Genomic DNA, 26,723 nt, shown 5'->3' with positions numbered 1-26,723 from the left:
ACGTTCCCGCCAGCGTTTCGTCTGGAACCGTCGCCCTCAGGCGGCGGTTCCGTTCGCCGGCGCATGGGCGCCCCCGTCGTCGACATCCTCCGGCTCGCCCGCGGCCACCAGGGTGGCCAGGGTGAGGTCGCCGCTGACGTTGAGCGTGGTACGGCACATGTCGAGGAAGTGGTTCACGCCGAGGATCAGGCCGATGCCGATCGGGTCGACGCCGACCATGGCGCAGATCAGCGCCACCACCGGCAGCGAGCCGGAAGGCACGCCGGCGGTGCCGATGCCGCCGAGGATGCACACCAGCATCACCATGAACTGCTGGCCCAGGCTCAGGTCCACGCCGAAGAACTGGGCCAGGAAGATCACGGTCACGCCCTCGAACAGCGCGGTGCCGTTCTGGTTGGCGGTGGCGCCCACGGTCAGCACGAAGCGCGACACCTTGTGCGGCAGGCCGATCTGGTCGGCCACGCGCAGCGCGGTCGGCAGGGTGGCGTTGCTGGAGGCGGTGGAGAACGCCATCACCGCCGCTTCCTGGATGTCGCGGAAGAACTTCAGCGGAGAGCGCCCGGCCAGGCGCACGGCGATTCCATAGCCGACGAACATGTGCAGGCCCAGCGCCAGCACTACCACCCCCACGTACGCGCCCAGTCGCACCAGCAGCTCGAAGCCGAAGATCGCGGCGAGGTTGAACATGAAGCAGAACACCGCGTACGGCGCCAGCCGGATCACCAGGCCGATCAGGGTCATGGAGATCTCGAACACGCCCTCGATGCCGCGCTTGAGCGTGGCGACCTTGTCGTCGTCGGTCAGGACCATGCCCACGCCGAACATCACCGCGAAGAACATCAGCGCCAGGATCGAGCCGTTGTCGGAAGCGGCCTGGATGACGTTGCTGGGCACGATCGACAGCACCATGTCGATGCCGCGCGGCTGGGTCTCGATGCTGGCGACGATGTCGCGGCTGCGCTCTGCGTTCTGCACCAGCAGCTGCGCGGCCAGCGTCGGGTCCACGCCCGCGCCCGGACGCAGCACGTTCACCAGCAGCAAGCCGAGCAGTACCGCCGCGCCGGAGAGCACCACGGTATAGGCCAGGGTCTTCCAGCCGATCCGGCCGAGGGCGCGGATGTCGCCCATCTCGGCGATGCCCATGACCAGCGCCGAGAACAGCAGCGGCACGATCAGCATGAAGATCAGGTTGAGGAACAGGCTCGACGCCGGCGTGGTCACGTAGCGGGTGAACGCCTGCACCCAGCCCGCGTCGGCGCCGGCGGTCAGGTGCACGACCAGGCCCAGCAGCAGGCCGGCGGCGAAGCCCACGCCCATCTTCAGCGGCATCGGCCAGGGGCGTCCGGTAAGGGTCATGCGGTGTTTCCTGGAGCGTACGGGTCAAGGGCGCGAGGTTAGCAGACGCGCTCAGCGGCCCTGGCGCGGCGGATACAGCGGCGGCAACAGCTCCTCGCCGTCGTCGGCCGGATCGCCGCTCCAGCGTGGCCCGTCGCGGAACGCGCTGCGCAGGGCCACGCGCGCGGCGGACGGGTCGCCATCGCCCGCCCACAGCGCGCGGCGCATGGCCTGCAGGGCCTCGCGCTGGCGCGGATCGGCCAGGCGCGCGACCACCTCGTCGAGGTCGGCCGCCGGCGGCCGGGCCATTGCCTGCAGCAGGCGCACGGCTTCGCCGAAGCTGTCGGCATCCAGGGCATGGCGCAGGTCGGCGGTGGTCGGTGGGGCGACGCCGAGCGGATCGCCGTCCTCGCCAGCCACGGGTGCGGGGCCACGGGCCCGGAGCCGTAGCGCCCAGGCCAGGGTCACCAACCACAGCAGCGCCAGCAACAGGGCCAGCCAGGGCCAGACCGTGGATGCAGGTCGCGCCTGGCCGGGGTCCGCCGACAGGCCGGAGGCAATGGCGTCATCGCCGTCATCGGCCATGGCCTGGCTGCCGGGCGGCAAGGTGGTGCGTGGCGCCTGCGCCGAAGCACCCACCTCCAGTTTCAGCGCCGGCAGGAGCGCCCGGCGCGGCTGGCCGCTGGTGGCGTCCCACCACGGCACGTGCATCGCGGGGATGACCAGGCTTCCGGCCTGCTGCGGCACCACCGCGAAACGCCGGACCACGGTCAGCTGCGGACGGCCATCGACGAAGCGCTCGGTGGTCTCCGCGCGCTCGGCGAACACCTGTGCCCCATCCACGCGCGGGGCCGGCAGCTCCAGCGGCTGCGCCGCGGAGGCACCGTCGGCGCGGGCCTCGACCACAAGCTCCAGCGCCTCGCCGGCACGGCCAGTACGCGGCGATTGCAGGTAACGCAGCTCCAGCCCGCGCAGCGGCAGCCATGGTTGCGGCGCGTCCGCCGGCTGGGCGCGCACCTGCAGCAGCCGCGGGCTCCCTTCGGCGGCCATGCTGCGCTCCGTGCCGAAGAAATCGTCGAAGAAGCGCGGCGCGGCCTTGCCGCGGAAACGCGGCGCCGGCAGCTGCAGCGGGCCGCTGCGCTCGGGCACCAGCAGGAAGCGGCGCTCGACGTACTGGTAGTCGCGCCCGCCGATGCGCTCGCGGCCGGTGGCGTCATCGCCTATGCGTTGCAGCGAGGCGCCTTCCGGAGGCTCCTGGGTCAGCTCGCCGGACAGCAGCGAGGTGGCGAAGTACAGGCGCAGGGTCACGCCCACGCTCTGCTGCACCCATGGCGAAGGCTCGTCCACCCGGGTCTCGAGGAACACTTCGCCGCCGCGCGCGGCCTGGCGCGCCGGCGCGACCTGCAGCAGCAGCGGCGCGGTCCGTTCCCTGCCGACCTGCAGCGCAGGCACTTCGACGTTGCCGCTGCGACGCGGCACCAGGCGCACGCCGAACAGGGCGCCCGGCCCTGCATTGGCGCGCGTGCTGCGGTAGGGAGTGCCGACCTCGAAGCCGACTTCCAGCGGTGCGTAGTCGGGCGCCACGCCCGGCTGGTCGGTCTCGATGTTGAGGGTGACGGTCTCGCCCTCGCGCGCCTCGCTGCGGTCCAGCCAGGCGCGGGTGGCGGCCTGGGCGATGCCGGACGCCAGCAGCAATGCCAGGCAGGCGACGGCCGCCAGCCGCGGCGGCGCGCGCAAGGGCAGCACCCGGTGATGGGCAGGACTCATCTTCCCTCCTTGCGGCGACGTTCGTGCTCGAGCTGGAACTTGGCGCGCAGCAGGCCGCCGGGATCGTCCGGCACGCGCTGCAGCCAGGCCTCGTGCGCCTGGCGGCGTTCGCGCTCGCGGGGATCGCCTGGCGCGGGGGCCCTGGCTTCCGCTTCCTCCTGCGCGCCGGCATCGCGTTCCATCGCCTGGCGCATGCGTTCGCTCTGCTCGCGGTCGGCCTGCTCCTGACGCGCCTGCGCGGCGGCCGGGTCTTCATCGCGCGCCGCTTCATCGGGCCTGTCCTGCGGAGGGCGGGAGCCGCCGGCCCCGTCCTGTGCGGACTGCGGAGGTGCATCCTGGCCTCCCTCACCTTCGCCCTGTCCGGCCTCGTCTTCAGGCTTGCCCTGTCCCTGCCTGCCGGCATCGCCGGACTGGCCAGCTCCACCCTGCGGCGGCTGGCGACGCATCGCCGCCTCGACGACCTGGCGGTTGGCGAGCGCGTCCTCCATCGCCGGCGCCTGCGCCAGGGCACGGTCGTAGGCCTTCAGTGCGTCCTCGTAGCGCCCCTTGCGTGCCAGCGCATTGCCGAGGTTGTACTGGGCTTCGGCACCACGCTCGCCGGCCGCGGCAAACGCCTCGGCCGCGGCTTCGTAATCGCCACGGCGGTAGGCTTCGACGCCGCGCTCGAGCTGCTTCTGCGCCTGCTGGTCGGGACGCAGCCAGGGACTGTCGGCCGCCTGCGCGGGTGCGACCGGCATGACCCAGAGCAGGAGCGGCAGGGCCAGCAGCGGCGCCCCGCGACGGAAGGCAAACGCCGCCACCAGCAGCAGCGGCAGCAGCAGCCAGTAACCCTGGTCCAGCCAGGCGGGCGCGCCGCCCGGCTCTTCGGTGGTCTCCACGCCTTCGGCTGCGGTAGCGCCGAGCAGGGCCAGGTCGGAGTCGTCGATGGTGAGCGTCGCGTAGCGTCCCTGCCCTGCGGCGGCCAATGCCCGCAGGGCCGCATCGTTGCGACGCGATACCCGCAGGGCACCGCCGCCGTCGCGGTAGGTCGCGCCCTCCGGCGTGCCCAACCCCAGCACCGAGACCTGGTAGCCCGCTGCCGCGGTGGCCGCGGCGATGGCACGGGACTGCACGTTGGCGTCGGCCGCCAGCAGCAGGATGCGCCCGCGTTCGAAGCCGGCCTGGCGCAACAGGCCGGCGGCGTGGGTGATCGCCCGGTCGGCGCGATGGCCGTCGACCGGCATCACGTCCGGCGCCAGCGCATCCAGGAACAGCGCCACGTTGGCGGCGTCGGCGGTGAGCGGTGCCACGGTGTAGGCATCCTCCGCCCACGCCACCAGCGCGACCTCGCCATCGCGCTGCTGCAACAGGCTGTCGAGTTTGGCCCGCGCCTGGGCCAGCCGCGAAGGCGGCAGGTCCGGCGTGGCGATGGAGCTGGACAGGTCCAGCGCGATGACCAGCGGCATTCGCGCCTGCAGCAAGGGCTGCGGTGCCTTGCGCCAGCCCGGACCGGCCAGCGCGAGGACCGCCAGCAGCACGGCCACCGACATGCTGGCCAGGCGCAGCCACGCATGGCCCCTCGCTGGCACCAGCAACACCTGCAGCAGGTGCGGATCGACCACGTCGCGCCAGTCCTGGCGACGGCGACGCAGTCCCCACACCGTCCACAGCAGCGGCAACAGCAGCAGCGCCCACAGCCACTGCGGGCGCTGGAAGTGCACGAGCGAAAGCCAGCCGCTCATGCCGCATCCGCCACGGTACTGGCGCGGCGACGCAGCCCCGGTACGCAGGCCAGCAGTGCCAGCGCGAGGGCAGCGCCGAGCGGCCAGGCATAGGCCTCAAGCCGCGGACGTACCGGCGCGGTCTCCACGCCGACAGGTTCAAGCCGCTCCAGTTCGGCGTAGATGCCCGCCAGCTGGTTGGCATCGTGGGCGCGGAAGAAGCGGCCGCCAGTGATCTCGGCGACCTTGCGCAGGGTGGCCTCGTCGACCTCGTCGCCCTGGACCGGCACCTGCACGCCGAACAGCGAGAACCCACCCCCATCGCCGCCAAAGGCGATGGTGTACACCCGCACCTGCTCGGCCGCGGCCAGCTCGGCTGCCTTGAGTGGCTGCAGCACGCCAGTGGTGTTCACGCCATCGGTCAGCAGTACCAGCACGCGCTGGCCCTCGGGCTGGGTGCGCAGCCGCTTGACCGCCAGGCCGATGGCGTCGCCCAGCGCGGTCTCGCGGCCGGCCAGACCGGCCACGGTGTCGCGCAACTGCTCGCGCACCGCGGACAGGTCCAGGGTCAGCGGAGTAAGCATGTAGGCACGCTGGCCGAACACCAGCAGGCCGACGCGGTCGCCACTGCGCCGCTGCAGGAAATCGGCGATCACCGCCTTGGCCGCGGTCAGGCGGTCCACCGGCTGCATGCCCAGCATCATGTCCACTTCGCTCATGCTGCCGGACAGGTCCACCGCCAGCAGCATCTGCCGCGCCTGCTGCGCGGGCGCGACCGGTTCACCCAGGCGCTGCGGGCGCGCCGCGGCGGTGCACAGCAGGACCCACGCAAGCGCCATGACCATCAGGCGCACCCAGCCGCTGCCCGCGACCGGCGCCACGCCCTGCAGCCGACCCTCCCATGGCACCCGCAGGGCGGCAACCGCATGGCGGCGCGGCGGCAGCAGGCGCACGAGCAGCGGCAAAGGCAATGCTGCCCAGGCCCAAGGCCAGGCGAATCCGGCGAAACCCGCCAGGTACTGGGACAACCAGGCACTCATGCCCGGCCCCTCCGGCCTTCCATAAGTTCGAGGAAGCGCGCCTGCGCCAGCGCGGCGACTTCCTCCACCGCCGCCACGTCCACCCGCGGGCGGAACGCGCCATCCAGCAGCAGGCGGCCGGGGCCGGCACTGAACGCCCGTGTGCCAGGCCCATCGAGGAAGCGCAGCCACTCCTCGCCTTGCAGCAGTTCGCTGCCCGGGCTGGCCCGGCGCGCGGCGCGGCGCAGCAGGGCCGACACCGCGGCCAGCCGCTGCTCCGGGGTACCCGTGGCCGCTTGCTGCATGAACCAGCGGATCCAGCGCGCGCGCCTGTGCGCACGCCAGTTCATCCAGAGCAGTGCCGCCAGCACGACCAGCAGCACCGCCCCGGCCAGCCACCACCATCCGGGCGCTGGCGGCCACCAGGAGGGCCCTGGAGGCAGATGGACATCGCGCAGGGGAAGCTGGGCCGGATCCATGGGTCCTCAGCCGCGGCGCGGACGCGCCGGCTGCAGCCAGGCACTGGCCGGCGCGTCGGTGGCGAGCAGGTGCACCTGCCAGCCGTGGCCGGGCAGGTTCCGCGCCAGCGCCTCGGCGGGTGCGGCGAGGGTGTCGTGCCACTGCCGGCGCACCTGTGCGTCCTGCAGCGGCAGGTGCAGGCGCGCGGCGCCGGCCAGCAGGGTCAGCGCGCGCTTCGGAGGCGCGGTTTCCAGCGGGTCCTGCAGCAGGACCAGGCTGGCCTCGTTGTGCCGTGCCAACGCTGCCCAGCGCTGCATGGGCACGCCGGCCGCAGCCTGCGGATCGGCCAGCACCACCAGGCGCGCGCCGGGACGCAGCAGGCGCTGCGCATGTTCGAGCGCCAGCTCAAGGCCGGCATCGTCGGTCGGCGGTTTGGCATACCAGCGCACCATCGCCTCCAGCACGCGCATCGCCCCGCGCATGCCGGCGGCGGGCGGGATCGCCGGCTCGCCGCCGCGCAGGGCCGCGATGCGGTCGCCCGCCTGCAGCGCCGCCCAGGTCGCGACCGCTCCGGCCCGTGCGGCCTGCACCGACTTGAAGCGCGTGCGGGTGCCGAAGTACAGCGCGGGCGAGGTATCGGCCACCAGCAGGGCCAGGCGCTCGCGCTCGGTCTGGAACAGCTTGGTATGGGCACGGCCGGTACGCGCGGTCAGGCGCCAGTCCATGCGGCGTACGTCGTCGCCGGCCACGTACTCGCGCGATTCGGCGTACTCCATGCCACGGCCACGCAGGGCCGAAGGCGCGGCGCCGCGGAGGCCGATGCGCCCGGCACCCGGCGTGCCGGTCCGCGGCACTTCGCGGCGCAGTGCGACCAGTTCCTCCAGCCGCGGCACGATGGCCTCGCCGGCTGCCTCCACGCGCGGCTGCGCCGCGGCGTTCATGGCGGCGGCACCTGGTCCAGCAGGGCCGCCACCAGGCGGTCGCCATCCCAGCCCTCGGCCAGCGCCTCGTAGCTGGGCAGCACGCGGTGGCGCAGCACGTCGGGCGCGACGGCCCGGATGTCCTCCGGCGTGAGGTAGTCGCGCCCGGCGAGCCAGGCACGCGCACGGGCGCAGCGCTCCAGCGCGATCGAGCCACGCGGGCTGGCACCCCAGGCGATGCGCCGCGCCAGTGCCGGGTCATAGCGGCCGGCGTCGCGCGAGGCCAGCACCAGTTCGACCAGGTAACGCTCGAGCGCCGGCGCCATGTGCAGGTCCAGCACCTGCTCGCGCGCGGCGAACACCACCGACTGCGGCATGCGCTCCGGCGGCGCGTCCGGCTCGTGCAGCTGGTTGCGGGCCCGGGTGCGGGCCAGGCGCAGGATCTCGCTCTCCATCGCCGCGTCGGGATAGCCGATGCGCACGTGCATCAGGAACCGGTCCAGCTGCGCCTCGGGCAGCGGGAAGGTGCCTTCCTGCTCGATCGGGTTCTGGGTGGCCATGACCAGGAACAGCGGCGGCAACGCATAGGTCTGGCGGCCTACCGTCACCTGGCGCTCGCCCATCGCCTCCAGCAGCGCGGACTGCACCTTGGCCGGAGCGCGGTTGATCTCGTCGGCCAGCAGCAGCGGATGGAATACCGGCCCGGGCTGGAACTCGAAGCGGCCCTCCTGCGGGCGCCAGACCTCCGTGCCGGTGAGGTCGGCCGGCAACAGGTCCGGGGTGAACTGGACGCGGGCAAAGTCCGCCTCCAGGTGCGCGGCCAGGGTGCGGATGGCGGTGGTCTTGGCCAGGCCCGGCGCGCCCTCCACCAGCAGGTGGCCATCCGCCAGCAGGGCGACCAGCAGGCGCTCGACCAGCGCCTCCTGGCCGACGATGGCCGCTGCCAGGCGCTCGCGCAGCTGGAGGAAGGCGGCGTGCGAGGCGTCCGTGGCGGGAACGGCGGAGGCAGGCTGGGGGCTGTGGGTATCCATGTCCGGATTCTGACCGATCCCGCCGCGCGGTGGTTCCCGCCGGACGCACGAAAAGGAACGGGGCCCGCAGGCCCCGTTCCTTCACATCACTCGCCGACCGCGATCAGGCGCGCTTCTCGACCCGCATGACCTTCGGGGTCAGGAAGATCAGCAGCTCGGCCTTCTCCTTCAGGCGGCTCTTCTTCTTGAAGAGGTTGCCGAGGAAGGGCACGTCGCCCAGGAATGGCACCTTGGAGACGCTGTTGCTGTCGGTGAACTCGTAGACGCCGCCGATCACCACGGTCTGGCCATCGTCCACCAGAACGGCAGTATTGATCTCGCGGGTGGCGATCTCCGGCACCTGGCCGATCGAGGTATCGATGTACTGCAGGACCTCGTCCTTCAGCACGTTGACGGCCATGAACACGCGGTCGTCGCTGGTGATGGTCGGGGTGACCTTCAGCTCCAGCACCACTTCCTTGAACTGCACGTTCGGGGTGGCGAAGGCCTGGTTGCCGCCGCCGGTCAGGGTGACGTAACCGACCTCGCGGCCCTGGCGGATGACCGCCTCGCGCTGGTTGGAGGTCACCACGCGCGGGTTGGACAGCACCTCGCCACGGCCTTCCTGCTGCAGCGCGCTCAGCTCGAGGTCGAGCGCGAAGTTGGCACCAAGCAGGGTATAGGCAAGCGCGCCGGCGTTCTCGGCGGTGGCAGGCAGGTTCACGTTCAGGCCACCCGGGACGCCGACGCCACCGTTGACGATGGAACCAGTCTGGTTGAGCGAACCACCGATCGCCGCGGTGTTGTTGCCGCTGCGACGACCCTGGATGCCGAAGCGCGCGCCGAGGTCGCGGGCGAACGAGTCGCTGGCGATCACGATGCGGCTCTCGATCAGGACCTGGTCGACCGGACGGTCGATCACGCCGATCAGTTCGCGCATCTGCGCGACCTTCTTCGGGATGTCACTGATCATCAGGGTGTTGGTGCGCTCGTCGGCAACGATGCGGCCGCGCGGCGAGAGGAAGCCGTTCTCATTGCCCTGGCTGCCTGAGCTGCCGCCTACGCCCTTGGCCTCGGTCAGCGCCTTGAAGATCGCGCCAGCCGAGTGGTAGTTCACCTGGATGTAGTCGGTGACCAGGTCGACGCGGTTCTCCAGCTCGATGCGGGCGTCCTCGCGGGCCTTCTCGAACGAAGCGAGCTCCGGCTGCGGGGCGACCCAAACGACGTTGCCGTCGCGACGCTTGTCCAGGCCCTTGGCGCGCAGGACGATGTCCAGCGCCTGGTCCCAGGGCACCTGGACCAGGCGCAGGGTCACGTTGCCCTGCACCGTGTCCGAGGCCACGATGTTGAGGTTGGACTCCTCGGCGATCAGCTGCAGGACGGTGCGCACCGGCACGTCCTGGAAGTTGAAGGTCACCGGGCGGCCCGAGTACGGACGGGTGGCGACCTTGGCCTGGGCCGCGGCCAAGTTGGAGCTGTTGACCGCGCCGACCGCCGGAGTCCCGGCACGCGGCGAGATCTCGACCACGTACTCGTTGCCGGTCTGGTAGGCCAGCGACTCGTACTCGCCGCGGGTGGCAAGCACCAGCTGGGTGCCGCCGCCGTACGGGCGGGCATCGATCCGCTGCACGGGGGTGGCGAAGTCGGTGACGTTCAGCGGACGCTGCAGGTTGGCCGGCAGCATCGCGTTGGCCACGTCGACCACGACGCTGCCGTCCTGGGTACGCAGGTCGGGAGCCACGCCCTCGCCTTCGAAGCGCAGGACCAGGCGACCGGCGCCGCCGTCCCCGCGCTTGAAGTCGATGTGGGAGACGCTGGCCTTCGCCGCCGTCCCCACGGCGGAAGCGGAAGGCTGCGCGGAAGCCGCCTGGGTGGCAGCAAAGCCGGTGGAGGTGGCCAGAGCGAGGGCCAGCCCCAGCGCGCAGGCCCGGAAGGTCGCCGGGTGCCGCGGCTTGCACAGACTCCGGTTGTTGGAAAAGGTCATCGTGCTATCCCCTAATCATTGATCTTCGAGCGCGATCGAGGCCGGACGCTCCAGCCATCCACCCGCGCCATCCGGCACCAGCTCGACCAGCTCGACCCGGTCGTCGTGAACCGCGACCACGCGGCCGTCGTTCTGCCCCATGTAGGCGCCAGGACGGATCCGGTGGGTAACCTTGTCCGGTGCCATCACCAGCGCCAGCAGTCCGCTGCCCTGGCCGATCGTGCCGACCATGTCCAGGCTGTCCAGCGGGTACTGCTCGAGCGGCTGCTTGGGACGGTTCGGATCCGGGCGCAGGCCGGAGCCGTCCTCCGGGTTCCTCCACGCATCGCTGAATGGATCGCGCAGGTCCTGTGCCGCGTATTCGAAGGTCTCGAACTGCTGCATCACCGGCAGGGGTTCCAGCGGCGGCGCCGGGCGCGCGCGCACGTCGGCGACCCACTTCCTGAGGTTGGGCGCGTCGCCGGGGGTGCTGTTGACCCCGCGGCCGCAGGCGGCCAGCGTGAGGACCAGCATCACGGCGGCGGTGCCGCGGAGCACGGTGGCGTATCGGTTGCCCGCCATTATTTCGCCCCCTTCTTCTTCGCCTTCTTCTTGCCACCCTTGGCGGCCGGCTCGACCCGTGGCATCTCGTTCTCGTCGAGGTAACGGTAGGTCTTGACCGTGCCGGACAGCTCCAGGGCGCCGGCGCGGGTGATGCCACCGCGGTCCTTGGGCTTGAGCGAGATGTCGTGCATGGTGAGGATCACCACGCGCGGCAGCGAGGCCACGCCGCTGACGAAGGCGCCGAACTGGTGGTAGTTGCCCACCATGCGCAGCTGGATTGGCTTCTCGGCGTAGAACTCGCGCGGGATCTCGCCCATCGGCTTGAACAGGTCGTTGGACAGGCCGCTGGACAGTGCGGTCTGGGAGATGTCGACGATCAGGTCGGGCATCTCGGTCTTGCTGGGCAGCTGGCGCAGCATCTGCTGCAGGACCTGTTCCATCTGCGCCAGCTGCTGGCGCAGCGGCTCGAGGTTGGCGGCCTTGCCCTGCTCTTCCTCGAACGCGGCGCGCAGCTTGACCTCGTCGCCCTCGAGCCGGACCAGCTCGTCGCGCTTGCCGCTGATCAGCGCGAACCAGGCCACGGTCATGATCAGCGCGGCCAGCAGCACGCAGAAGACGATCTTGGCCTGCTGCGGCCAAGAACCGATGTTGTTGAAATCCAGCTCGCTGATCTTGATCTTCTTTTTCTGGCTCATGACGCCGGTCCTCCCGTGGTGCCGGCAGCCGGGGCATTGCCCTGCTCACCGCCCGACTGCTGCGCACCGGCGGCATCGGCCGGCTGGGCCGCATCCGCCGGCGCGCCGGCGCCGCCACCCTGGGCGGGCGCTTCCGCCGCCGCGGCATCGACCACCTCGCCCTCCCCGGAGACCAAGGTGGTACCGTCGAGCAGCTCCTCCCCGTCGCCGCTGGCGCCCGGATTGGCGAGCTCCACCTTGAGCCTGAAGTCGTACGGCAGGGCACGTGCGCCAGTAGTCATCGGCGCCTTGCTGTTGCCCTTGCGGGCCTCGATGATCGACAGGTCGGGCTTGGTCATCCAGCCGGACGTCTCAAGGCTGCGCATGTAGGTGCTGACCCGCGCGTTGGACTGGGCGGTGCCCTCCAGCGTCAGGATCTTTCCTTCCTGCTTCAGCGCGGTCAGGACCACGCCGTCGGGAATAGTGCGCACCAGAGAATCGAACAGGTGGACCATCTGCGAACGGTTGGCCTGCAGCTCCTCGATCACGCGTTTGCGGTCGAGCAGGCGCTGCTTCTTGGCGTCGAGCTCCTCGATCTCCTTGTTCTGCGCCTTGACCTTCTCGATCTCGGCCTGCAGGAACCGGTTGCGCTCGTGCTGGCCGGCGATCTCGCGGTCGAAGTAGAACCACACCAGGATCGACAACAGGATGCCACCCAGCGCAGCCGCGCCCAGCATCACCTGGAATTCGCGCTGGCGCTGCTTGCGGCGCTCGGCGCGCCACGGCAAGAGATTGATGCGTGCCATCAGTCGAAGCTCCTCAGGGCCAGGCCGGTGGCGATCATCAGGGCCGGGGCGTCCTGCGCCAGCGCGTGCGCCTGCACGCGCGGGCCGAGGGTCATCTGCGCCAGCGGGTTGGCGACCTGGGTCGGAACGCCCAGCTGCTCCTCGACCATCTCCGGCAGGCCGAAGATGGAGGCGCAACCGCCGGCGAGCACGATCTGGTCGACCCGGTTGAACTCGCTGCCCGCGTAGAAGAACTGCAGCAGGCGGCTGACCTGCTGCACCGCGGCTTCCTTGAACGGCTCCAGCACCTCGAACTCGTAGGTCTCGGGCAGGCCGCCCTGGCGCTTGGCCTGGCCGGCTTCCTCGTAGGTCAGGCCGTAACGGCGCATCACCTCGTCGGTCAGCTGCTTGCCGCCGAACAGTTGTTCGCGGCTGTACAGGCTGCGGCCACCGCGCAGGACGTTGAGCGTGGTCATGGTCGCGCCGATGTCGATCAGCGCCACCACGCCGTTGCGCCCGCCGGGCAGGTCGTCGGCGATCAGGGCGAAGGCGTTCTCGACCGCGAAGGCCTCCACGTCCATCACCTTGGCGGTCAGGCCGCCCAGCTCCAGCGCCGACTGGCGCAGCTCGACGTTCTCCGAGCGCGAGGCCGCGAGCAGGACCTGGACGGTGTCGGGGTTGTTCGGCATCGGGCCGAGCACCTCGAAGTCCAGGTTCACTTCCTCGATCGGGTACGGGATGTGGTTGACCGCCTCGAACTCGACCTGGGCTTCCAGGTCGTCCTCGTCCAGGTCGGCCGGCATCGGGATCACCTTGGTGATCACCGCGGCGCCGGCCACGGCCGCCGCGGCCGCCTTGGCCTTGGTGCCGGAACGGGTGACGGCGCGGCGGATGGCCTCGCCCACCGCCTCGACCTCGACGATGTTCTTCTCCACCACCGCGTTCGGCGGGAGCGGTTCAACAGCATAGTGTTCGACGCGGTAACGGTTGCCGCTGCGTGACAGCTGCAGCAGCTTGACCGCAGTCGAGCTGATGTCGACGCCGATCAGCGGCGACTGACTTTTCGGGATGAGCCCCACGGTTTCTCCCCTGCCGACGGGCACTTGGACGCTACTTCTGTGCCCGCGCATTAAATAATGGCCTTTTCAGGCTTGGCAAGCCTCCCGCGGCGCGGGCGGTGACGCCCCCTACCGGTCTGTTTGGCTGCCTGGCCTGACTCCCCAAGGATGCCCCCCCGGCGGCATCCTGCGCTCATCTATACTCTGCGGCCGCGAAATCTGCAATCGGAACCGTGATGCCCCGTCTCCGCCGCGTGCTCCGCTGGGCCCTGATCGCCATTGGCATCCTGGCCTTGGCCGGGCTGGTCGCCCTGGCCATCTTGTACCGGTCGATCACGGCCGACCTGCCCGAAGTCTCCACCCTGCGCCAGATCGAGCTGCAGGAGCCGCTGTACGTCCACGCGTCCGATGGCCGGCTGATGGCGGTGTTCGGCGAGGCACGCCGCTACCCGGTGACCATCGACCAGGTCCCGCCCCGCCTGCGCCAGGCCTTCCTGGCCATCGAGGACGCCCGCTTCTACGAGCACGGCGGCGTCGACTACAAGGGCACCGCCCGCGCGGTCTGGCTGATGCTGACCAACCGCAGCCTGCACGTCCCCGGCGGCTCGACCATCACCCAGCAGGTGGCGCGCCAGGTCTACCTGAGCCCGGAGGTCAAGCTCAAGCGCAAGGCGGCGGAAATGCTGTTGGCCATGCGCATGGAAGAGGAGCTGAGCAAGGACGAGATCTTCGCCCTGTACCTCAACAAGAGCTTCTTCGGCAACCGCGCCTACGGCGTGGCCGCGGCGGCCGAGTTCTACTACGGCAAGAAGCTGGACGAGCTGGACCTGGACGAGATGGCCTCGCTGGCCGGCATCCCCAAGTTCCCCTCCTCCGGCAACCCGCTCAACAACCCCGGGCGCGCGAAGATCCGCCGCGACTACATCCTCGACCGCATGGCCGAGCTGGGCTATGTCAGCGCCGCGGAGGCCGCCGCGGCCAAGGCAGTGCCGATGCACGCCGGCGCCTACGAGCCGCCGATGGAGGCCTCGGCCCCGTACGTGGCCGAGATGGTCCGCCAGGAGATGATCAAGCGCTACGGCCCGGAGGCGCTGACCCAGGGCTACCGGGTCACCACCACGATCGACGCCGACTACCAGGCCGCCGCCGACAAGGCCGTGCGCGACGGCCTGCGCCTGTACGACCACCGTCATGGCTGGCACGGGGTCGAGCGCCACGTCGAGCTGGCTGCCGACGCCGACGATGCCGCCCTCGCCGCCGAGCTGCGTGGCACCATCGTCCAGGCCGACCTGCTGCCGGCGATCGTCGCCGCCACCGCGACCGACGGCAGCGCCGAGGTGGTGCTGGCCGACGGCAGCCGCGCCACACTGGCCGCTGGCTCGGTGCGCTGGACGAACAAGAACCCCGCCGCCCTGGTCAAGCGCGGCGACGTGGTCCGGGTGCGCCAGGACGGCGACAGCGGCCTGGCCCTGGACCAGGTGCCGCGCGGCCAGGCCGCACTGGTCTCGCTCGATGCCAACACCGGTGCCCTGCGCGCCCTGGTCGGCGGCTACAGCTTCTCCGGCAACAAGTTCAACCGCGCCACCCAGGCGCGTCGCCAGCCGGGCTCCAGCTTCAAGCCGTTCGTGTACGCGGCCGCGTTCGAGAAGGGCTTCAACCCGGCCTCGATCGTGCTCGACGCCCCGGTCGTGTTCCGCGACCGCCGCGGCAAGACCTGGTCGCCGCAGAACGACGACGGCAACTTCCGCGGAGCGATGCGCCTGCGCGAGGCCCTGGTGCAGTCGCGCAACCTGGTCTCGGTGCGCATGCTCGATGCCATCGGCGTGGACTTCGCCCGCACCTACATCAGCCAGTTCGGCTTCGACGAGGCCGAGCTGCCGCCGAACCTGTCGATGTCGCTGGGTACCGCGTCCCTGACCCCGATGTCGGTGGCGCGCGGCTACGCCGTGTTCGCCAACGGCGGCTCCCGGGTGGATACCTGGTTCATCGACGAGGTCCGCGACCGCGACGGCAACGTGGTGTTCAAGGCCGACCCGGCGGTCGCCTGCCGCGGCTGCGGCGGTGGCGGCCGCGCCATGGCCGGCGCGCCGCAGGTAGTGGACGGCTTCAACTTCGGCGCCCTGCCCGCCCCGGGCCAGGCCACCGGCGCGCAGCAGCAGGCGCAGGACCAAGCCCTGCCGGCACCGCCGCCGGGCAAGGTCGCCCAGCGCGCGATCGACGAGCGCACCGCCTACCAGCTGGTCTCGATGATGCGCGACGTGGTCCAGCGCGGCACCGGCACCGCGGCGAAGGTCCTCGGCCGCGAGGACGTCGGCGGCAAGACCGGCTCGACCAACGACCACCGCGACGCCTGGTTCTCCGGCTTCGGCGGAACCCTGGCGACCACGGTCTGGGTCGGCCGCGACGACTTCAAGTCGCTGGGCTACCGCGAGTACGGCGGCAAGGCCGCGCTGCCGATCTGGATCGACTACATGCGGGTGGCGCTGGATGGCCAGCCTATCGTCGCCAACGAGCCGCCGGACGGCATGGTCAAGGTGTTCGTCGACGGCTCCGGCCGGGTTTCGACTTTCGGCGAGGGCCTGGCCGAGTACATCAAGGTCGAGGACCTGGAGCGGATGCAGAACAACGTCGACTACCTGGCGCCGGACCACCCGGACGAGGAAGCCTTCGACATCTTCTGACCCAGGCGCGGCGCGATGACCCCGCCGTCATCGCGCTGCGCTACATTCCCCCGAGGTCAAACACGGGGGAATCGCCATGGGCCGCGCGCACCAGCAAGCGGAAGCCAGGCAGGGCGAGAGCCGCCGCAGGCTCGCCCACGAGGCCGCGCGATGGATGGCCGAGAGCGGCATCCGCGACTACCAGCAGGCCAAGCGCAAGGCGGCCAGCCGCCTGGGCATCCACGACGAGGCCACGCTGCCACGCAACCAGGAGATCGAGGACGCGCTGCGCGAGTACCAGCGCATCTTCCTCGGGCCGGCGCAGGCCGATGCCGTGCGCCTGCGCCGCGAAGCGGCCGTGCGCGCCATGGAGTTCCTCGCCGGCTTCCAGCCGCGCCTGGCCGGGCCGGTGCTGGACGGCACCGCCGACACCCGTTCGCCGGTCAGCCTGCACCTGCACCCCGAAGACCCGGATTCGGTGCCGCGCTTCCTCGAGGAACACGGGATCCCGGCCGAGCCGCGCGGGCGCCGCGTGCGCCTGGACCGCAGCCGCGAGCTGGACACCACCACCTGGACGTTCGAGGCCGAGGACCTGGCCTTCGAGCTGACCGTACTGCCGCCGGTGGCCTTGCGCCAGGCACCGCTGTCGCCGCTCGACGAGCGGCCGATGGCCCGCGCCTCTCTGGCGCAGCTGCGGAGCCTGCTGGCCACCGGCTAGCCGCCGGGGCAGCCGCCGGGGCCGGGCGCGCACATCCGGATGCCACAAAAGGAAACGCCCCGCGGATGCGGGGCGTTTCCTGGAACCACTTGCGACGGCGATCAGCGCTGGCCGACGGCCTTGTAGTCGCGCACGTCGTGGCCGGTGTAGATCTGGCGCGGACGGCCGATCTTCGCTTCCGGATCGACCTGCTGCTCCAGCCAGTGCGACACCCAGCCGGCGGTGCGGCCGATGGCGAACATGACGGTGAACATCTCGGTCGGGATCTTCAGCGCCTTGTAGATGATGCCGCTGTAGAAGTCGACGTTCGGGTACAGCTTGCGCTGGATGAAGTACTCGTCCTTCAGCGCGGCCTCTTCCAGGCGCATCGCCACTTCCAGCAGCGGATCGTCCACGCCCAGCTCGCCCAGCACCTTGTGGGTCATCTCGCGGATGATCTTGGCGCGCGGGTCGAAGTTCTTGTACACGCGGTGGCCGAAGCCCATCAGGCGGAAGCCGGAGTTCTTGTCCTTGGCCTTGGCCACGGCGGACTCGACGTTGTCCGGGGTGCCGATCTCTTCCAGCATCTTCAGCACCGCCTCGTTGGCGCCACCGTGTGCCGGGCCCCACAGCGCGGTGATGCCGGCGGCGACCGACGCGTACGGGTTTGCACCAGTCGAACCGACCAGGCGGACGGTCGAGGTCGAGGCGTTCTGCTCGTGGTCGGCATGCAGGATGAACAGCAGGTCCAGGGCCTTGGCCACGACCGGGTTCATCTCCAGCGGCTCGCTCGGCACCTCGAACATCATGTGCAGGAAGCGGTCGACGTACTCGAGGTTGTTGCGCGGATAGCGGATCGGCCAGCCGATCGAGTAGCGGTAGGCGGCGGCGGCCAGGGTCGGCATCTTCGCCAGCAGGCGGATGGCGGCCAGGCGGCGCTGCTCCGGATCGGTCAGGTCCAGGGTGTCGTGGTAGAACGCCGAGAGCGAGGCGACGCTGCCGGCCAGCATGGCCATCGGGTGCGCGTCGTAGTTGAAGCCCTGCAGGAAGTTCTTCAGCGACTCATGCATCATCGTGTGATGCGTGACCTCGTGCTCGAACTTCTTGAATTCGGCCTCGGTCGGCAGCTCGCCGTTCATCAGCAGGTAGGCGACCTCGAGGAAGCTGGACTTCTCGGCCAGCTGCTCGATCGGGTAGCCGCGATACAGCAGCACGCCGTTGTCGCCATCGATGTAGGTGATGGCCGACTTGCAGCTGGCGGTGGCGGTGAAACCGGAGTCGTAGGTGAAAAGGCCGGTTTCCTTCGTCAGCTTCGAGACGTCGATGCAGTCGTTGCCCAGGGTCGGCTTGAGCACCGGCAGGGTCACCGACTTGTCGCCGGCATTCAACGTGACCTGGTCGAGATTGGACACGGTGTGCGCTCCTCTTTGGGGTAAGCGCGATCCATCGCGCCATGGCGCAAGGGTTCGCGGTAGGGGGGTCCGCGGCGCGTGCCACGAAACGCGACGATTATCGCACAGCCCATACGGCCCGGTCCGCTGGACGGAAGTCGTAGGCGCCCGGCGCGGGCGGCACGCACCGTCCCGCGGCAGCGAAAGCCGCGCACGGCGAAGCGGCCGCACGATGGCGGCCGCCCCTTTGCATTGCATCGATCCGGGCGCTGCCGCGGGGCAGCGCGACCGGCTCAGCGCGCGTAACGGCGCTGGAACTTGTCGATGCGGCCGCTGGTGTCGACGACCTTGTGCTTGCCGGTATAGAACGGGTGCGAGGCCGAAGAGATTTCGATCTTGACCAGCGGGTACTCGTTACCGTCCTCCCACTTGACCGACTCCTTGGCGCTGGTGGCCAGGGTCGAACGGGTCAGGAACTTGAAGTCGGAGGTGACGTCGTGGAAGACGACTTCGCGGTACTCGGGATGGATGTCGGCCTTCATGGCGGCGCACCGTAGGCTGTAGCGGACTGAGCCCGGCATTCTAGCGGGTCAGGCCCGGCTGGTGCAAGCCGGACCACTTCCATTGCTCCCTACCGCTCAGCCGGCGGCCAGCGCGGCCTTCACCCGGGCGTCGAACCGGGCCTGGTCGTAGCGCAGCAGGATGCGGGCGTTGTCCGGGGCGCCGGTCTGGCGGTTCCAGTCCACCGCGGTCAGGCCGCGGGTCAGGCGACCCTCGGTTTCCACCGCCACCGGGCGCTCGGCGGTCTCCAGCGCGCCTTCCGGCTCCAGCGCCCAGGCCATGGCCAGGGCATCGGCCGAATGCCAGTGGTCGCCGCGACGGTCCTCGGACCACAGCCGGGTCTGGCGCGAGATCTCCTCGTAGAACCTGGCCCGCGGCGAACCGGCCGCCAGCCACTTCTCCACCTCGCGGTGGTGGAAGCCGTGGGCGATGGTCGCCTCCCAGTCGGCCAGGTCGTACTTCGGGAAACCGGACAGCACCACGTGCGCCGCTTCCGGGTCGAAGCCGACGTTGAACTCGGCCACCGGGGTGATGTTGCCGTGGGCGCTGACCGCGCCACCCATCACCACCAGGCGCGCAATGCGCTGCGGCAGCGTCGGGTCCAGGCGCAGGGCCAGGGCCAGGTTGGTCAGCGGTCCAAGCGCGACCAGCACCAGGCGGCCGGCGTGCTCGTGCGACAGGCGCAGGATCGCCAGCGCGGCGTGCTCGGCCTCGGCCTGGCCGGCCGGGTCGGGATAGCCGACATCGCCGAAGCCGTCGCGACCATGCACGTGCGCGGCATCCTCGCGTGGCGCATGCACCAGCGGGCGGTCGCAGCCGGCGAACACCGGCACCTGCGGGCAGCCCGCCACTTCGCGCAACTTCAGCGCATTACGCACGGTGTGCGCGAGGCCGACGTTGCCGGCGGCAATGGCCAGGCCGACGACCTCGTGGCGGGGATCGTTGAAGGCCATCAGCAGGGCGAGCGCATCGTCGACACCCGGGTCGGTGTCGATCAGCAGCGGGATCCGGTCGCTCATCATGTAACTCCAGAAGACGGCCGCGCAGTGTCGCCGTTGGAGCGCGCGCAGGGCAATGCCGCGCGCGACAGGCAATGCAGGATCACGCGCCCGCGTATCGCGCGGCACCACCGATCCAGCGCGCGATCACGCGGTCGGCGACATCGGGCGCAGAGGTGAGCAGGCGGTCGGCGAGCTGGTGCACCTTCGGCAGCAGGTCGGCGTCGCGCGCCAGGTCGGCGATGCGGAACGCGGCCAGGCCGGTCTGGCGCGTGCCCAGCAGCTCGCCCGGACCACGCAGTTTCAGGTCCTCCTCGGCGATCACGAAGCCGTCGCCGGTCCGCCGCAGCACGTCCAGCCGCTGCCGCGCCGTCGCCGACAGCGGCGGCTGGTACAGCAGCACGCAGGACGACGCGGCCGCGCCGCGCCCCACCCGGCCGCGCAGCTGATGCAGCTGGGCCAAGCCGAGGCGCTCGGCGTTCTCGATGATCATCAGCGAGGCATTGGGCACGTCCACGCCGACCTCGATCACCGTGGTCGCGACCAGCAGGTCGGTGTGGCCATCCTTGAACGCGCGCATCGCCGCCTGCTTCCCGGAGGCCTTCATGCGCCCGTGGACCAGGCCCACGCGCACGCCCGGCAGCTGTGCGGTGAGCTGCTCGAAGGTGCGCTCGGCCGCTTGGGCCTGCAGGCCCGGACCCTGGCCTTTGCCGGGCTCCTCGGCCTCCTCGATCAGGGTGCAGACCCAGTACACCTGGCGACCTTCGGCGCAGGCGACGCGGATGCGCTCGACCAGCTCGGGACGGCGGTCGGCGCTGACCGCCACGGTCTGCACCGGGGTGCGACCTGGCGGCAGTTCGTCGATCGCCGACACGTCCAGGTCGGCATAGGCGGTCATGGCCAGGGTGCGCGGGATCGGGGTGGCGGTCATCACCAGCTGGTGCGGCACGTGGCCGTGGGCCGGGCCCTTGTCGCGGAGCGCCAGCCGCTGCTGCACGCCGAAGCGGTGCTGCTCGTCCACGATCACCAGCACCAGGTCGTGGAAGGCCACGCCCTCCTGCATCAGCGCGTGGGTGCCGACCACCACCTGGGCCGCGCCGGAGGCGACATCGGCCAGCGCCGCGGCGCGCGCCTTGCCGGTGACCTTGCCGGCCAGCCACGCGACGCGGATGCCCAGCGGCTCCAGCCAGGCACGCAGGTTGGCCAGGTGCTGCTCGGCCAGCAGTTCGGTCGGCGCGGCCAGCGCGACCTGGCCGCCCTGCTCCACCGCCAGGGTCGCCGCCAGCGCCGCCACCACGGTCTTGCCCGAGCCCACGTCGCCCTGCACCAGCCGCTGCATCGGGCTGGGACGGGCGAGGTCGGCGCGGACCTGTTGGTACACACGCTGCTGGGCGCCGGTCAGCGCGAACGGCAGCTGCGCCCGCAGGCGGCGTGCGAGTTCGCCGGGACCATCCAGCGCGCGGGCGCGAAGCTGCTGCTGCGCCAGGCGCTGGCGGCGCAGGCCGAGGTGGTGGGCCAGCAGTTCCTCCAGCGCCAGCCGGCGCTGGGCCGGATGGGTGCCCGCCCCCAATGCGGCCAGGTCCTCGCCGGGGGCCGGACGGTGCAGCACCAGCAGCGACTCGCGCAGGCCCGGCAGGCCGGCCAGGCCGGGCGTGCCATGCGGCAGCAGCTCCAGCGCCTCGGCCGGGGGCAGTTTTTCCAGCGCCTGGCCGATCAGCTTGCGCAGGGTCGCCGGGCCCACGCCCTCGATCGAGGGGTAGACCGGATCCAGGCTCTCGCCCAGCGCCGGATCCTCGTCCGCGGCGAGGACGCGGTAGCTGGGATGGACGATCTCCAGCCCGTGCTGGCCCGGCCGCGGCGTGCCGAAGCAGCGCAGGCGCACGCCCGGGCGGAACTGCGCCACCTGGGCGGCGCGGAAGTGGAAGAAGCGCAGCACCACGGTGCGATGCGAGCCGTCGCCGACCGCCACCCGCAGCATCGGCCGGTAGCGGAAGCCGCGTTCGACCGCCTCCACCGTGCCTTCGACCTGGGCGGGTTCCCCGCTGCGCAGGTCGGCGATGGCGGTCAGGCGGGTGCGGTCCTCGTAGCGCAGCGGCAGCAGGAACCACAGGTCCTGGACCGTGCTCAGCCCGCGCGCGGCGAGGCTGGCGGCCAGGCGGTCGCCCACGCCGCGCAGCGAGGCCAGTGGCGTGGCGCCCTGGCCTGCCAGCGCCGGCGCGGGAACACGTGGTGGCGCCACGCCGGTGCGATCAGCCCAGCACCATCACCGCGTCGGCCTCGAACGCCACGCCCTTGGGCAGCGCGGCCACGCCGATGGTGGAACGGGCCGGGAACGGCGCGGTGAAGTACTGCTGCATTACCGCGTTGACCGCGGCGAACTGCGACAGGTCGGTGAGGTACAGGCCCAGGCGCACGATCCGGTCCAGCGAGCCGCCGGCCGCCTCGGCCACGGCCTTGAGGTTCTCGAAGACCTGGCGCGCCTGCGCCTCGATGTCGCCCTCGACGACCTCGCCGGTGGCCGGCACCAGCGGGATCTGGCCGGAGAAGTACACCGTGTTGCCGCTGCGCACGGCCTGCGAGTACGGGCCGATGGCGGCGGGGGCGTGGTCGGTATGGACGATCTGCAGCATGGAATGCGATTCCCGGGTGGAGGACAGGCGGATTCTAGCGTCCCGCGGCCCTTGGGGCCCGGATGCGCGGCATCGTTACTGCCGGCGCACGCTCTGCACGACGTTGAGCCGGCGCAAGCGCCGGATCACTTCGGCCAGGTGGTTGCGGTCGCGGACCTGGATGGCGAAACGCAGCTGCGCGGCATTCATGTCGCGGTCCAGGTAGTCCACCCGCTCGATGTTGGACTCGCTCTGCGCCACCGCCGCCGCCAGCTGCGCCAGCACGCCGGTGTGGTTCTCCACGTCGACGATCAGCGAGGTGTCGTAGTCGCCGGTGACGTTCGGATCCCAGTCGATCGGCACCCAGCGCTCGGGCGACTTGCGGAACTCGGCCAGGTTCGGGCAGTCCAGGCGGTGCACCACCACGCCCTTGCCGGAGGTGTGGTAGCCCATGATCTCGTCGCCGGGGATCGGCTGGCAGCAGTTGGCGAAGCTGACCACCCCGCCCTCGGTGCCGTTGATCAGGATCTTCTCCTGCGAATGCTTGGAGTGGCCGCCGCCGCGCAGCTCGGCATAGGCCATCAGCGCCTGCGCGGCCTGGCTGGGCATCCAGTTGCCCAGGGCGACCTCGGCCAGGAACGCCTCCAGTCGCGGGAAGCGGTGCTCGGCCAGGAACGACTCCAGGCGTTTCGGCGGCAGCCGCTCCAGCGAGCTGCCCATCGCCTCCAGCGCGCGGTCCAGCATGCGGTGGCCCAGCTGCACCGCGTCCTCGTGCTCGAGCTGCTTGAGCTGGTGGCGGATGGCGGTGCGTGCCTTGCTGGTGACCACGAATTCCAGCCACTGCGGCTTGGGCGCGGCCGACTTGGCCGTGATCACCTCCACCGTCTGGCCGCTGGAAAGCTTGGTCTTCAGCGGCACCAGCTTGCGGTCCACGCGCGCGGCCACGGCCTGGTTGCCGACGTCGGTATGCACCGCGTAGGCGAAGTCCAGCGCGGTGGAATTGCGCGGCAGGGCCAGGATCCGGCCCTTGGGCGTGAACAGGTAGACCTCGTCCGGGAACAGGTCGACCTTGACGTTCTCGAGGAATTCCAGCGACGAGCCGGCGGCGCGCTGCGACTCGATAAGCTCCACGATCCAGGCATGCGCCCGGCTCTGCGCGCTGTTGGGGCTGTCGCCGCCGTGCTTGTAGGTCCAGTGCGCGGCGATGCCGCGCTCGGCGATCAGGTCCATCTCCTCGGTGCGGATCTGGACCTCGATCGGCGAGCCGTAGGGTCCGAACAGCACCGTGTGCAGCGACTGGTAGCCGTTGGCCTTGGGAATGGCGATGAAGTCGCGGAAGCGCCCGTCCAGCGGCTTGAACTGGGCATGGACCGCGCCGAGGGCGTGGTAGCAGTCGGCCACCGAGCGCACCACCACGCGGAAGCCGAACACGTCCATCACCTGGTCGAAGCTCTTACCCTCGCCCTGCATCTTGTTGTAGATGCTCCACGGGGTCTTGATCCGGCTCACCAGCCGGTGCTCCAGCCCCTCACGGGCCAGGCCCTGCGACAGCTTGACCTCGACCTGGGCCATCGACTCGCGGCGCACCACCGGCTGGCTGCGGATGTGCTTCTCGATGATCGCGTGGCGCCACGGATGCAGGGCGCGGAAGCCCAGGTTCTGCAGCTCGGACTTGACCAGGCTCATGCCCAGGCGCTGCGCGATCGGGGCGTAGATCTCCAGGGTCTCGCGGGCGATGCGCACCCGCGCCTCGCTGCCCTGCGCACCCAGCGTGCGCATGTTGTGCAGGCGGTCGGCCAGCTTGATCATGATCACGCGCAGGTCGCGCGACATGGCCAGCAGCATCTTGCGGAAGCTCTCGGCCGCCGCTTCCTGGCGGTCGCGGAACTTCAGCTTGTCCAGCTTGGTGACGCCGTCGACCAGCTCGGCCACGTCCTCGCCGAACTGCGCCGCCAGCTCCTCGCGGGTCAGCGGCGTGTCCTCGATGGTGTCGTGCAGGATCGCCGCGACCAGGGTCTCCGCGTCCAGGCCGAGCTCGGCCAGGACCGTGGCCACCGCTACCGGGTGGGTGATGTAGGGCTCGCCGGACTTGCGGGTCTGGCCGGCGTGGGCCGCGGCGCCGACGCGCCAGGCGTCCCGCAGCAGCGGCAGCTGCTCGCGCGGCAGGTAGGCGGCCGCCCGCTCGAGTTCAAGGACGTAGTCCGGCGCCGGCTCGCCGCTGGACGGCGGCTCGCTTGCAACTGCCTGTACTGAAGTGCCGGGGTTCATGCGCGAAAGCCTATGCCAGCGGACTGCCGGCGGCAAACCTCGCAGGATACGCGAACCCATGCGCCACGCAGGGTTCCCCGCCTCAACCAAGCCTCCAGGCGCGCTCCACCCCCGGCAGGGCATCGAGCTTGCCGAGCAGGGTCGAGAGCTGGCCGTAATCGTCCACCCTCAGGCGCAGGCGCAGCTGCAGGCGGCCATCGGCGCGCAGGTCGCTGCGGATGTCGGCCACGTGGGCGTCCTCCTGGGCGATCAGGGTGGTGACGTCCTTCAGCAGCCACTTGCGGTCCACGCCGCTGACCGCCACGTCCACCTCGTAGCCGCTGCCGGCGGAACCCCACTCCACCGGCAGCACCCTCTGCGGCTGGGCCGCGGCCAGGCGGGCGAAGGAGGCGCATTCGGCCCGGTGCACGGTGACGCCACGGGTGCGGGTCAGGTAGCCGGCGATCGGCTCGCCTGGCACCGGCTGGCAGCAGCGCGCCAGCTGCACCAGCAGGTTGCCCACGCCCTGGACGGTGAAGCCGGGGCGCGGCTTGCCGCGCGCCTGGCGGCTGGGCGGGCGCGGCGGCAGGGCCGGGGTCGCGGCGGCCTCGGCCGCGCGCTCCAGCTCGTGCAGGGCGCGGCCGACCTGGTGCGGCCCCACGTCGCCCAGGGCGACCTGGATGTACAAGTCGTCCACGCTCTCGGCATGGAACTTCCTCGCTATCGGCCCCAGGTCGGCGGTGTGCAGGCCCAGGCGCTTGAGTTCGCGCTCCAGCATCTCGCGGCCTGCCTGGACATTGCGCGAGCGGTCCAGCTTGTGGAACCAGGCCCGCACCTTGTCGCGCGAGCGCCCGCTGGCGAGGAAGCCATTGGCCGGCAGCAGCCAGTCGCGCTTGGGATCGGGCTCCTTGCCGGTGAGGATCTCGACCTTGTCGCCGCTGCGCAGGCGATAGCCGAGCGGCACGATGCGGCCGTTGACCTTGGCCCCGCGGTAGCGGTGCCCGACCATGGTGTGCACGTGGTAGGCGAAATCCAGCGGGGTGGAGCCGCGCGGCAGGTCGATCACCTCTCCCTTCGGGGTGAGCGCGTAGACCCGCTCCTCGACCAGCTCGGCATCCAGCGCCGCGGCCAGGCCCTCGTCGCGGCTCTCCGCGGCCTGCTCCAGCAGCTGCCGCATCCACGCGATCTTGCGCTCGAACGCGCGCCCAGCGCCCTTGCCCGCGGCGCTGCCGCCGGTTTCCTTGTAGCGCCAGTGCGCGGCCACGCCCAGTTCGGCCTGCTCGTGCATCTCGCGGGTACGGATCTGCACTTCCAGCGTGCGCCCTTCCGGGCCGACCACGGCGGTGTGCAGCGAGGCGTAGCCGTTGGGCTTGGGCCGGGCGATGTAGTCGTCGAACTCGCCGGGCACCGGCGCCCACAGCGAGTGCACCACGCCCAGGGCGGCATAGCAGGCGGCCACGTCGGCCACCATCACCCGCACCGCGCGCAGGTCGTAGAGCTTGTCCAGCGGCAGCTGCTTCTTCTGCATCTTCCGCCAGATGCTGTAGATGTGCTTCGGCCGTCCGCTGATCTCCGCGGTGAATCCGTGTCCGGCCAGCGCCTGCCCCAGCTGCGCCTTGACCGACTCGATGTAGCGCTCGCGGTCGGCGCGGCTCTCGTCCAGCTCGTGGGCGATGCGGCGGTAGGTGTCCGGATCGAGGAAGCGGAACGCCAGGTCCTCCAGTTCCCACTTCAGCTGCCAGATGCCCAGGCGGTTGGCCAGCGGTGCATGGATGTCGCGGGTCAGCTGCGCCAGCGCGCGACGCTCCTCCCCGGGCAGGCCACCGGCCGCACGCATCCTCGCCAGCTGCCGGGACAGCAGCACCGGCACAACCCGCAGGTCCTGGATGATGGACAGCAGCAGCCGGCGCAGGCCCTCGCCGTTGCGCCCGGCCTCGCGCCCGGCATGCAGCGCCCAGACCTGGTCGGCCGCGTCCTGGCCGTCGAGCAGGACCGCCACTGCCGGCCATTGCGCGCATACCTTCGGCCCGGCGACGGCGCGCAGGCCAGGCAGGTCGTACAGCAGGGCCGCGGCCAGCGCGGTCTCGTCGGCGTCGAGGCTGACCAGGTTGCGCAAGGTGTCGGCGATCACCGGCCACGGCAGCAAGGCCTGGCGGCCGGTGCCCTCGGCAGCCCACGCCTCCGCCAGCGCATCGCGCAGGGCAGCCGGCAGGCGGGACGCAGCGGGGTCCCGCAGCAGGGCTTCCAGTCCGTCGATGGGGGGGCGCGACAAGGCCGTTCCGGCGCGTGGGGTTGTGACTACACTA

General features: G+C 71.0%; 21 protein-coding genes. 2 read left to right on the top strand and 19 right to left on the bottom strand.

What is annotated here, in order from left to right; genetic code table 11:
* Nucleotides 1-36 precede the first annotated feature (36 nt).
* The 12 genes from PSESU_RS03520 to PSESU_RS03465 all read right to left on the bottom strand — a co-directional run bounded on the left by PSESU_RS03520 (nt 37) and on the right by PSESU_RS03465 (nt 13,275).
* Entirely contained in the window at nt 37-1,356 is a 1,320-nt protein-coding gene (locus PSESU_RS03520; protein WP_013534393.1) for a dicarboxylate/amino acid:cation symporter, read from the bottom strand.
* A 51-nt stretch (nt 1,357-1,407) separates the two neighbouring features.
* Nucleotides 1,408-3,102, bottom strand: coding sequence for a BatD family protein (locus tag PSESU_RS03515; RefSeq protein WP_013534392.1), 1,695 nt, complete (start codon nt 3,100-3,102; stop codon nt 1,408-1,410).
* On the bottom strand, nt 3,099-4,823 hold the full coding sequence (locus tag PSESU_RS03510; RefSeq protein WP_013534391.1) for a VWA domain-containing protein: 1,725 nt from the start codon (nt 4,821-4,823) through the stop codon (nt 3,099-3,101). Before PSESU_RS03510 ends, PSESU_RS03515 begins: the two co-directional genes overlap by 4 nt.
* Complete coding sequence (locus PSESU_RS03505; protein WP_013534390.1) at nt 4,820-5,842, bottom strand: vWA domain-containing protein; 1,023 nt, start codon at nt 5,840-5,842, stop codon at nt 4,820-4,822. The genes PSESU_RS03510 and PSESU_RS03505 overlap by 4 nt, the downstream gene beginning before the upstream one ends.
* On the bottom strand, nt 5,839-6,300 hold the full coding sequence (locus tag PSESU_RS03500) for a DUF4381 family protein (protein ID WP_013534389.1): 462 nt from the start codon (nt 6,298-6,300) through the stop codon (nt 5,839-5,841). Before PSESU_RS03500 ends, PSESU_RS03505 begins: the two co-directional genes overlap by 4 nt.
* Before the next feature lie 6 nt (nt 6,301-6,306).
* Complete coding sequence (locus PSESU_RS03495; RefSeq protein ID WP_013534388.1) at nt 6,307-7,221, bottom strand: DUF58 domain-containing protein; 915 nt, start codon at nt 7,219-7,221, stop codon at nt 6,307-6,309.
* Nucleotides 7,218-8,231, bottom strand: coding sequence for an AAA family ATPase (locus PSESU_RS03490; RefSeq protein WP_013534387.1), 1,014 nt, complete (start codon nt 8,229-8,231; stop codon nt 7,218-7,220). Before PSESU_RS03490 ends, PSESU_RS03495 begins: the two co-directional genes overlap by 4 nt.
* Before the next feature lie 103 nt (nt 8,232-8,334).
* Complete coding sequence (locus PSESU_RS03485) at nt 8,335-10,194, bottom strand: type IV pilus secretin PilQ (RefSeq protein ID WP_013534386.1); 1,860 nt, start codon at nt 10,192-10,194, stop codon at nt 8,335-8,337.
* 15 nt (nt 10,195-10,209) lie between these two features.
* Nucleotides 10,210-10,707: a pilus assembly protein PilP gene (locus tag PSESU_RS03480; RefSeq protein WP_428992109.1), complete on the bottom strand. Its 498-nt coding sequence runs from the start codon at nt 10,705-10,707 to the stop codon at nt 10,210-10,212.
* Between the two features lie 47 nt (nt 10,708-10,754).
* Complete coding sequence (locus PSESU_RS03475) at nt 10,755-11,432, bottom strand: type 4a pilus biogenesis protein PilO (protein ID WP_013534384.1); 678 nt, start codon at nt 11,430-11,432, stop codon at nt 10,755-10,757.
* The gene (locus PSESU_RS03470) at nt 11,429-12,217 is read right to left on the bottom strand and encodes a PilN domain-containing protein (protein ID WP_013534383.1); all 789 of its coding nucleotides are present in this window, start codon (nt 12,215-12,217) and stop codon (nt 11,429-11,431) included. The genes PSESU_RS03475 and PSESU_RS03470 overlap by 4 nt, the downstream gene beginning before the upstream one ends.
* A complete protein-coding gene (locus PSESU_RS03465) occupies nt 12,217-13,275 on the bottom strand; it encodes a pilus assembly protein PilM (RefSeq protein WP_013534382.1) in 1,059 nt (352 codons plus the stop codon). The genes PSESU_RS03470 and PSESU_RS03465 overlap by 1 nt, the downstream gene beginning before the upstream one ends.
* A 215-nt stretch (nt 13,276-13,490) precedes the next feature.
* On the opposite strand from PSESU_RS03465, the gene PSESU_RS03460 reads away from it, so the two are divergent.
* Together PSESU_RS03460 and PSESU_RS03455 are read left to right on the top strand one after the other, a co-directional pair.
* The gene (locus PSESU_RS03460) at nt 13,491-15,935 is read left to right on the top strand and encodes a penicillin-binding protein 1A (RefSeq protein ID WP_013534381.1); all 2,445 of its coding nucleotides are present in this window, start codon (nt 13,491-13,493) and stop codon (nt 15,933-15,935) included.
* A 76-nt stretch (nt 15,936-16,011) separates the two neighbouring features.
* Nucleotides 16,012-16,632, top strand: coding sequence for a hypothetical protein (locus tag PSESU_RS03455; protein WP_013534380.1), 621 nt, complete (start codon nt 16,012-16,014; stop codon nt 16,630-16,632).
* Nucleotides 16,633-16,733: 101 nt separating this feature from the next.
* Here PSESU_RS03455 and PSESU_RS03450 read toward each other — a convergent pair whose 3' ends face one another.
* The 7 genes from PSESU_RS03450 to PSESU_RS03420 form a co-directional block, all read right to left on the bottom strand.
* The gene (locus PSESU_RS03450; protein WP_013534379.1) at nt 16,734-18,023 is read right to left on the bottom strand and encodes a citrate synthase; all 1,290 of its coding nucleotides are present in this window, start codon (nt 18,021-18,023) and stop codon (nt 16,734-16,736) included.
* Nucleotides 18,024-18,295: 272 nt separating this feature from the next.
* Entirely contained in the window at nt 18,296-18,544 is a 249-nt protein-coding gene (locus PSESU_RS03445; RefSeq protein ID WP_013534378.1) for a type B 50S ribosomal protein L31, read from the bottom strand.
* Between the two features lie 96 nt (nt 18,545-18,640).
* The gene (locus PSESU_RS03440) at nt 18,641-19,582 is read right to left on the bottom strand and encodes a nucleoside hydrolase (protein ID WP_013534377.1); all 942 of its coding nucleotides are present in this window, start codon (nt 19,580-19,582) and stop codon (nt 18,641-18,643) included.
* Between the two features lie 82 nt (nt 19,583-19,664).
* Complete coding sequence (gene recG, locus PSESU_RS03435) at nt 19,665-21,800, bottom strand: ATP-dependent DNA helicase RecG (protein WP_041763815.1); 2,136 nt, start codon at nt 21,798-21,800, stop codon at nt 19,665-19,667.
* 10 nt (nt 21,801-21,810) lie between these two features.
* The gene (locus tag PSESU_RS03430; protein ID WP_013534375.1) at nt 21,811-22,191 is read right to left on the bottom strand and encodes a RidA family protein; all 381 of its coding nucleotides are present in this window, start codon (nt 22,189-22,191) and stop codon (nt 21,811-21,813) included.
* 75 nt (nt 22,192-22,266) lie between these two features.
* Nucleotides 22,267-24,438: a RelA/SpoT family protein gene (locus tag PSESU_RS03425; RefSeq protein WP_013534374.1), complete on the bottom strand. Its 2,172-nt coding sequence runs from the start codon at nt 24,436-24,438 to the stop codon at nt 22,267-22,269.
* Between the two features lie 82 nt (nt 24,439-24,520).
* Nucleotides 24,521-26,689, bottom strand: coding sequence for a RelA/SpoT family protein (locus PSESU_RS03420; protein ID WP_013534373.1), 2,169 nt, complete (start codon nt 26,687-26,689; stop codon nt 24,521-24,523).
* Nucleotides 26,690-26,723: the final 34 nt, after the last annotated feature.

It is taken from the genome of Pseudoxanthomonas suwonensis 11-1 (assembly GCF_000185965.1).
Taxonomy (GTDB): Bacteria; Pseudomonadota; Gammaproteobacteria; order Xanthomonadales; family Xanthomonadaceae; genus Pseudoxanthomonas; species Pseudoxanthomonas suwonensis_A.
This window is presented reverse-complemented; position numbering and strand designations above follow the sequence as displayed.

Bases quoted from the DNA above. Each gene is read 5' to 3' on its own strand.
- PSESU_RS03520 (WP_013534393.1), bottom strand. From the start codon at position 1,356: ATGACCCTTACCGGACGCCCCTGGCCGATGCCGCTGAAGATGGGCGTG.
- PSESU_RS03515 (WP_013534392.1), bottom strand. From the start codon at position 3,102: ATGAGTCCTGCCCATCACCGGGTGCTGCCCTTGCGCGCGCCGCCGCGG.
- PSESU_RS03510 (WP_013534391.1), bottom strand. From the start codon at position 4,823: ATGAGCGGCTGGCTTTCGCTCGTGCACTTCCAGCGCCCGCAGTGGCTG.
- PSESU_RS03505 (WP_013534390.1), bottom strand. From the start codon at position 5,842: ATGAGTGCCTGGTTGTCCCAGTACCTGGCGGGTTTCGCCGGATTCGCC.
- PSESU_RS03500 (WP_013534389.1), bottom strand. From the start codon at position 6,300: ATGGATCCGGCCCAGCTTCCCCTGCGCGATGTCCATCTGCCTCCAGGG.
- PSESU_RS03495 (WP_013534388.1), bottom strand. From the start codon at position 7,221: ATGAACGCCGCGGCGCAGCCGCGCGTGGAGGCAGCCGGCGAGGCCATC.
- PSESU_RS03490 (WP_013534387.1), bottom strand. From the start codon at position 8,231: ATGGATACCCACAGCCCCCAGCCTGCCTCCGCCGTTCCCGCCACGGAC.
- PSESU_RS03485 (WP_013534386.1), bottom strand. From the start codon at position 10,194: ATGACCTTTTCCAACAACCGGAGTCTGTGCAAGCCGCGGCACCCGGCG.
- PSESU_RS03480 (WP_428992109.1), bottom strand. From the start codon at position 10,707: ATGCTGGTCCTCACGCTGGCCGCCTGCGGCCGCGGGGTCAACAGCACC.
- PSESU_RS03475 (WP_013534384.1), bottom strand. From the start codon at position 11,432: ATGAGCCAGAAAAAGAAGATCAAGATCAGCGAGCTGGATTTCAACAAC.
- PSESU_RS03470 (WP_013534383.1), bottom strand. From the start codon at position 12,217: ATGGCACGCATCAATCTCTTGCCGTGGCGCGCCGAGCGCCGCAAGCAG.
- PSESU_RS03460 (WP_013534381.1), top strand. From the start codon at position 13,491: ATGCCCCGTCTCCGCCGCGTGCTCCGCTGGGCCCTGATCGCCATTGGC.
- PSESU_RS03455 (WP_013534380.1), top strand. From the start codon at position 16,012: ATGGGCCGCGCGCACCAGCAAGCGGAAGCCAGGCAGGGCGAGAGCCGC.
- PSESU_RS03445 (WP_013534378.1), bottom strand. From the start codon at position 18,544: ATGAAGGCCGACATCCATCCCGAGTACCGCGAAGTCGTCTTCCACGAC.
- PSESU_RS03440 (WP_013534377.1), bottom strand. From the start codon at position 19,582: ATGAGCGACCGGATCCCGCTGCTGATCGACACCGACCCGGGTGTCGAC.
- PSESU_RS03430 (WP_013534375.1), bottom strand. From the start codon at position 22,191: ATGCTGCAGATCGTCCATACCGACCACGCCCCCGCCGCCATCGGCCCG.
- PSESU_RS03425 (WP_013534374.1), bottom strand. From the start codon at position 24,438: ATGAACCCCGGCACTTCAGTACAGGCAGTTGCAAGCGAGCCGCCGTCC.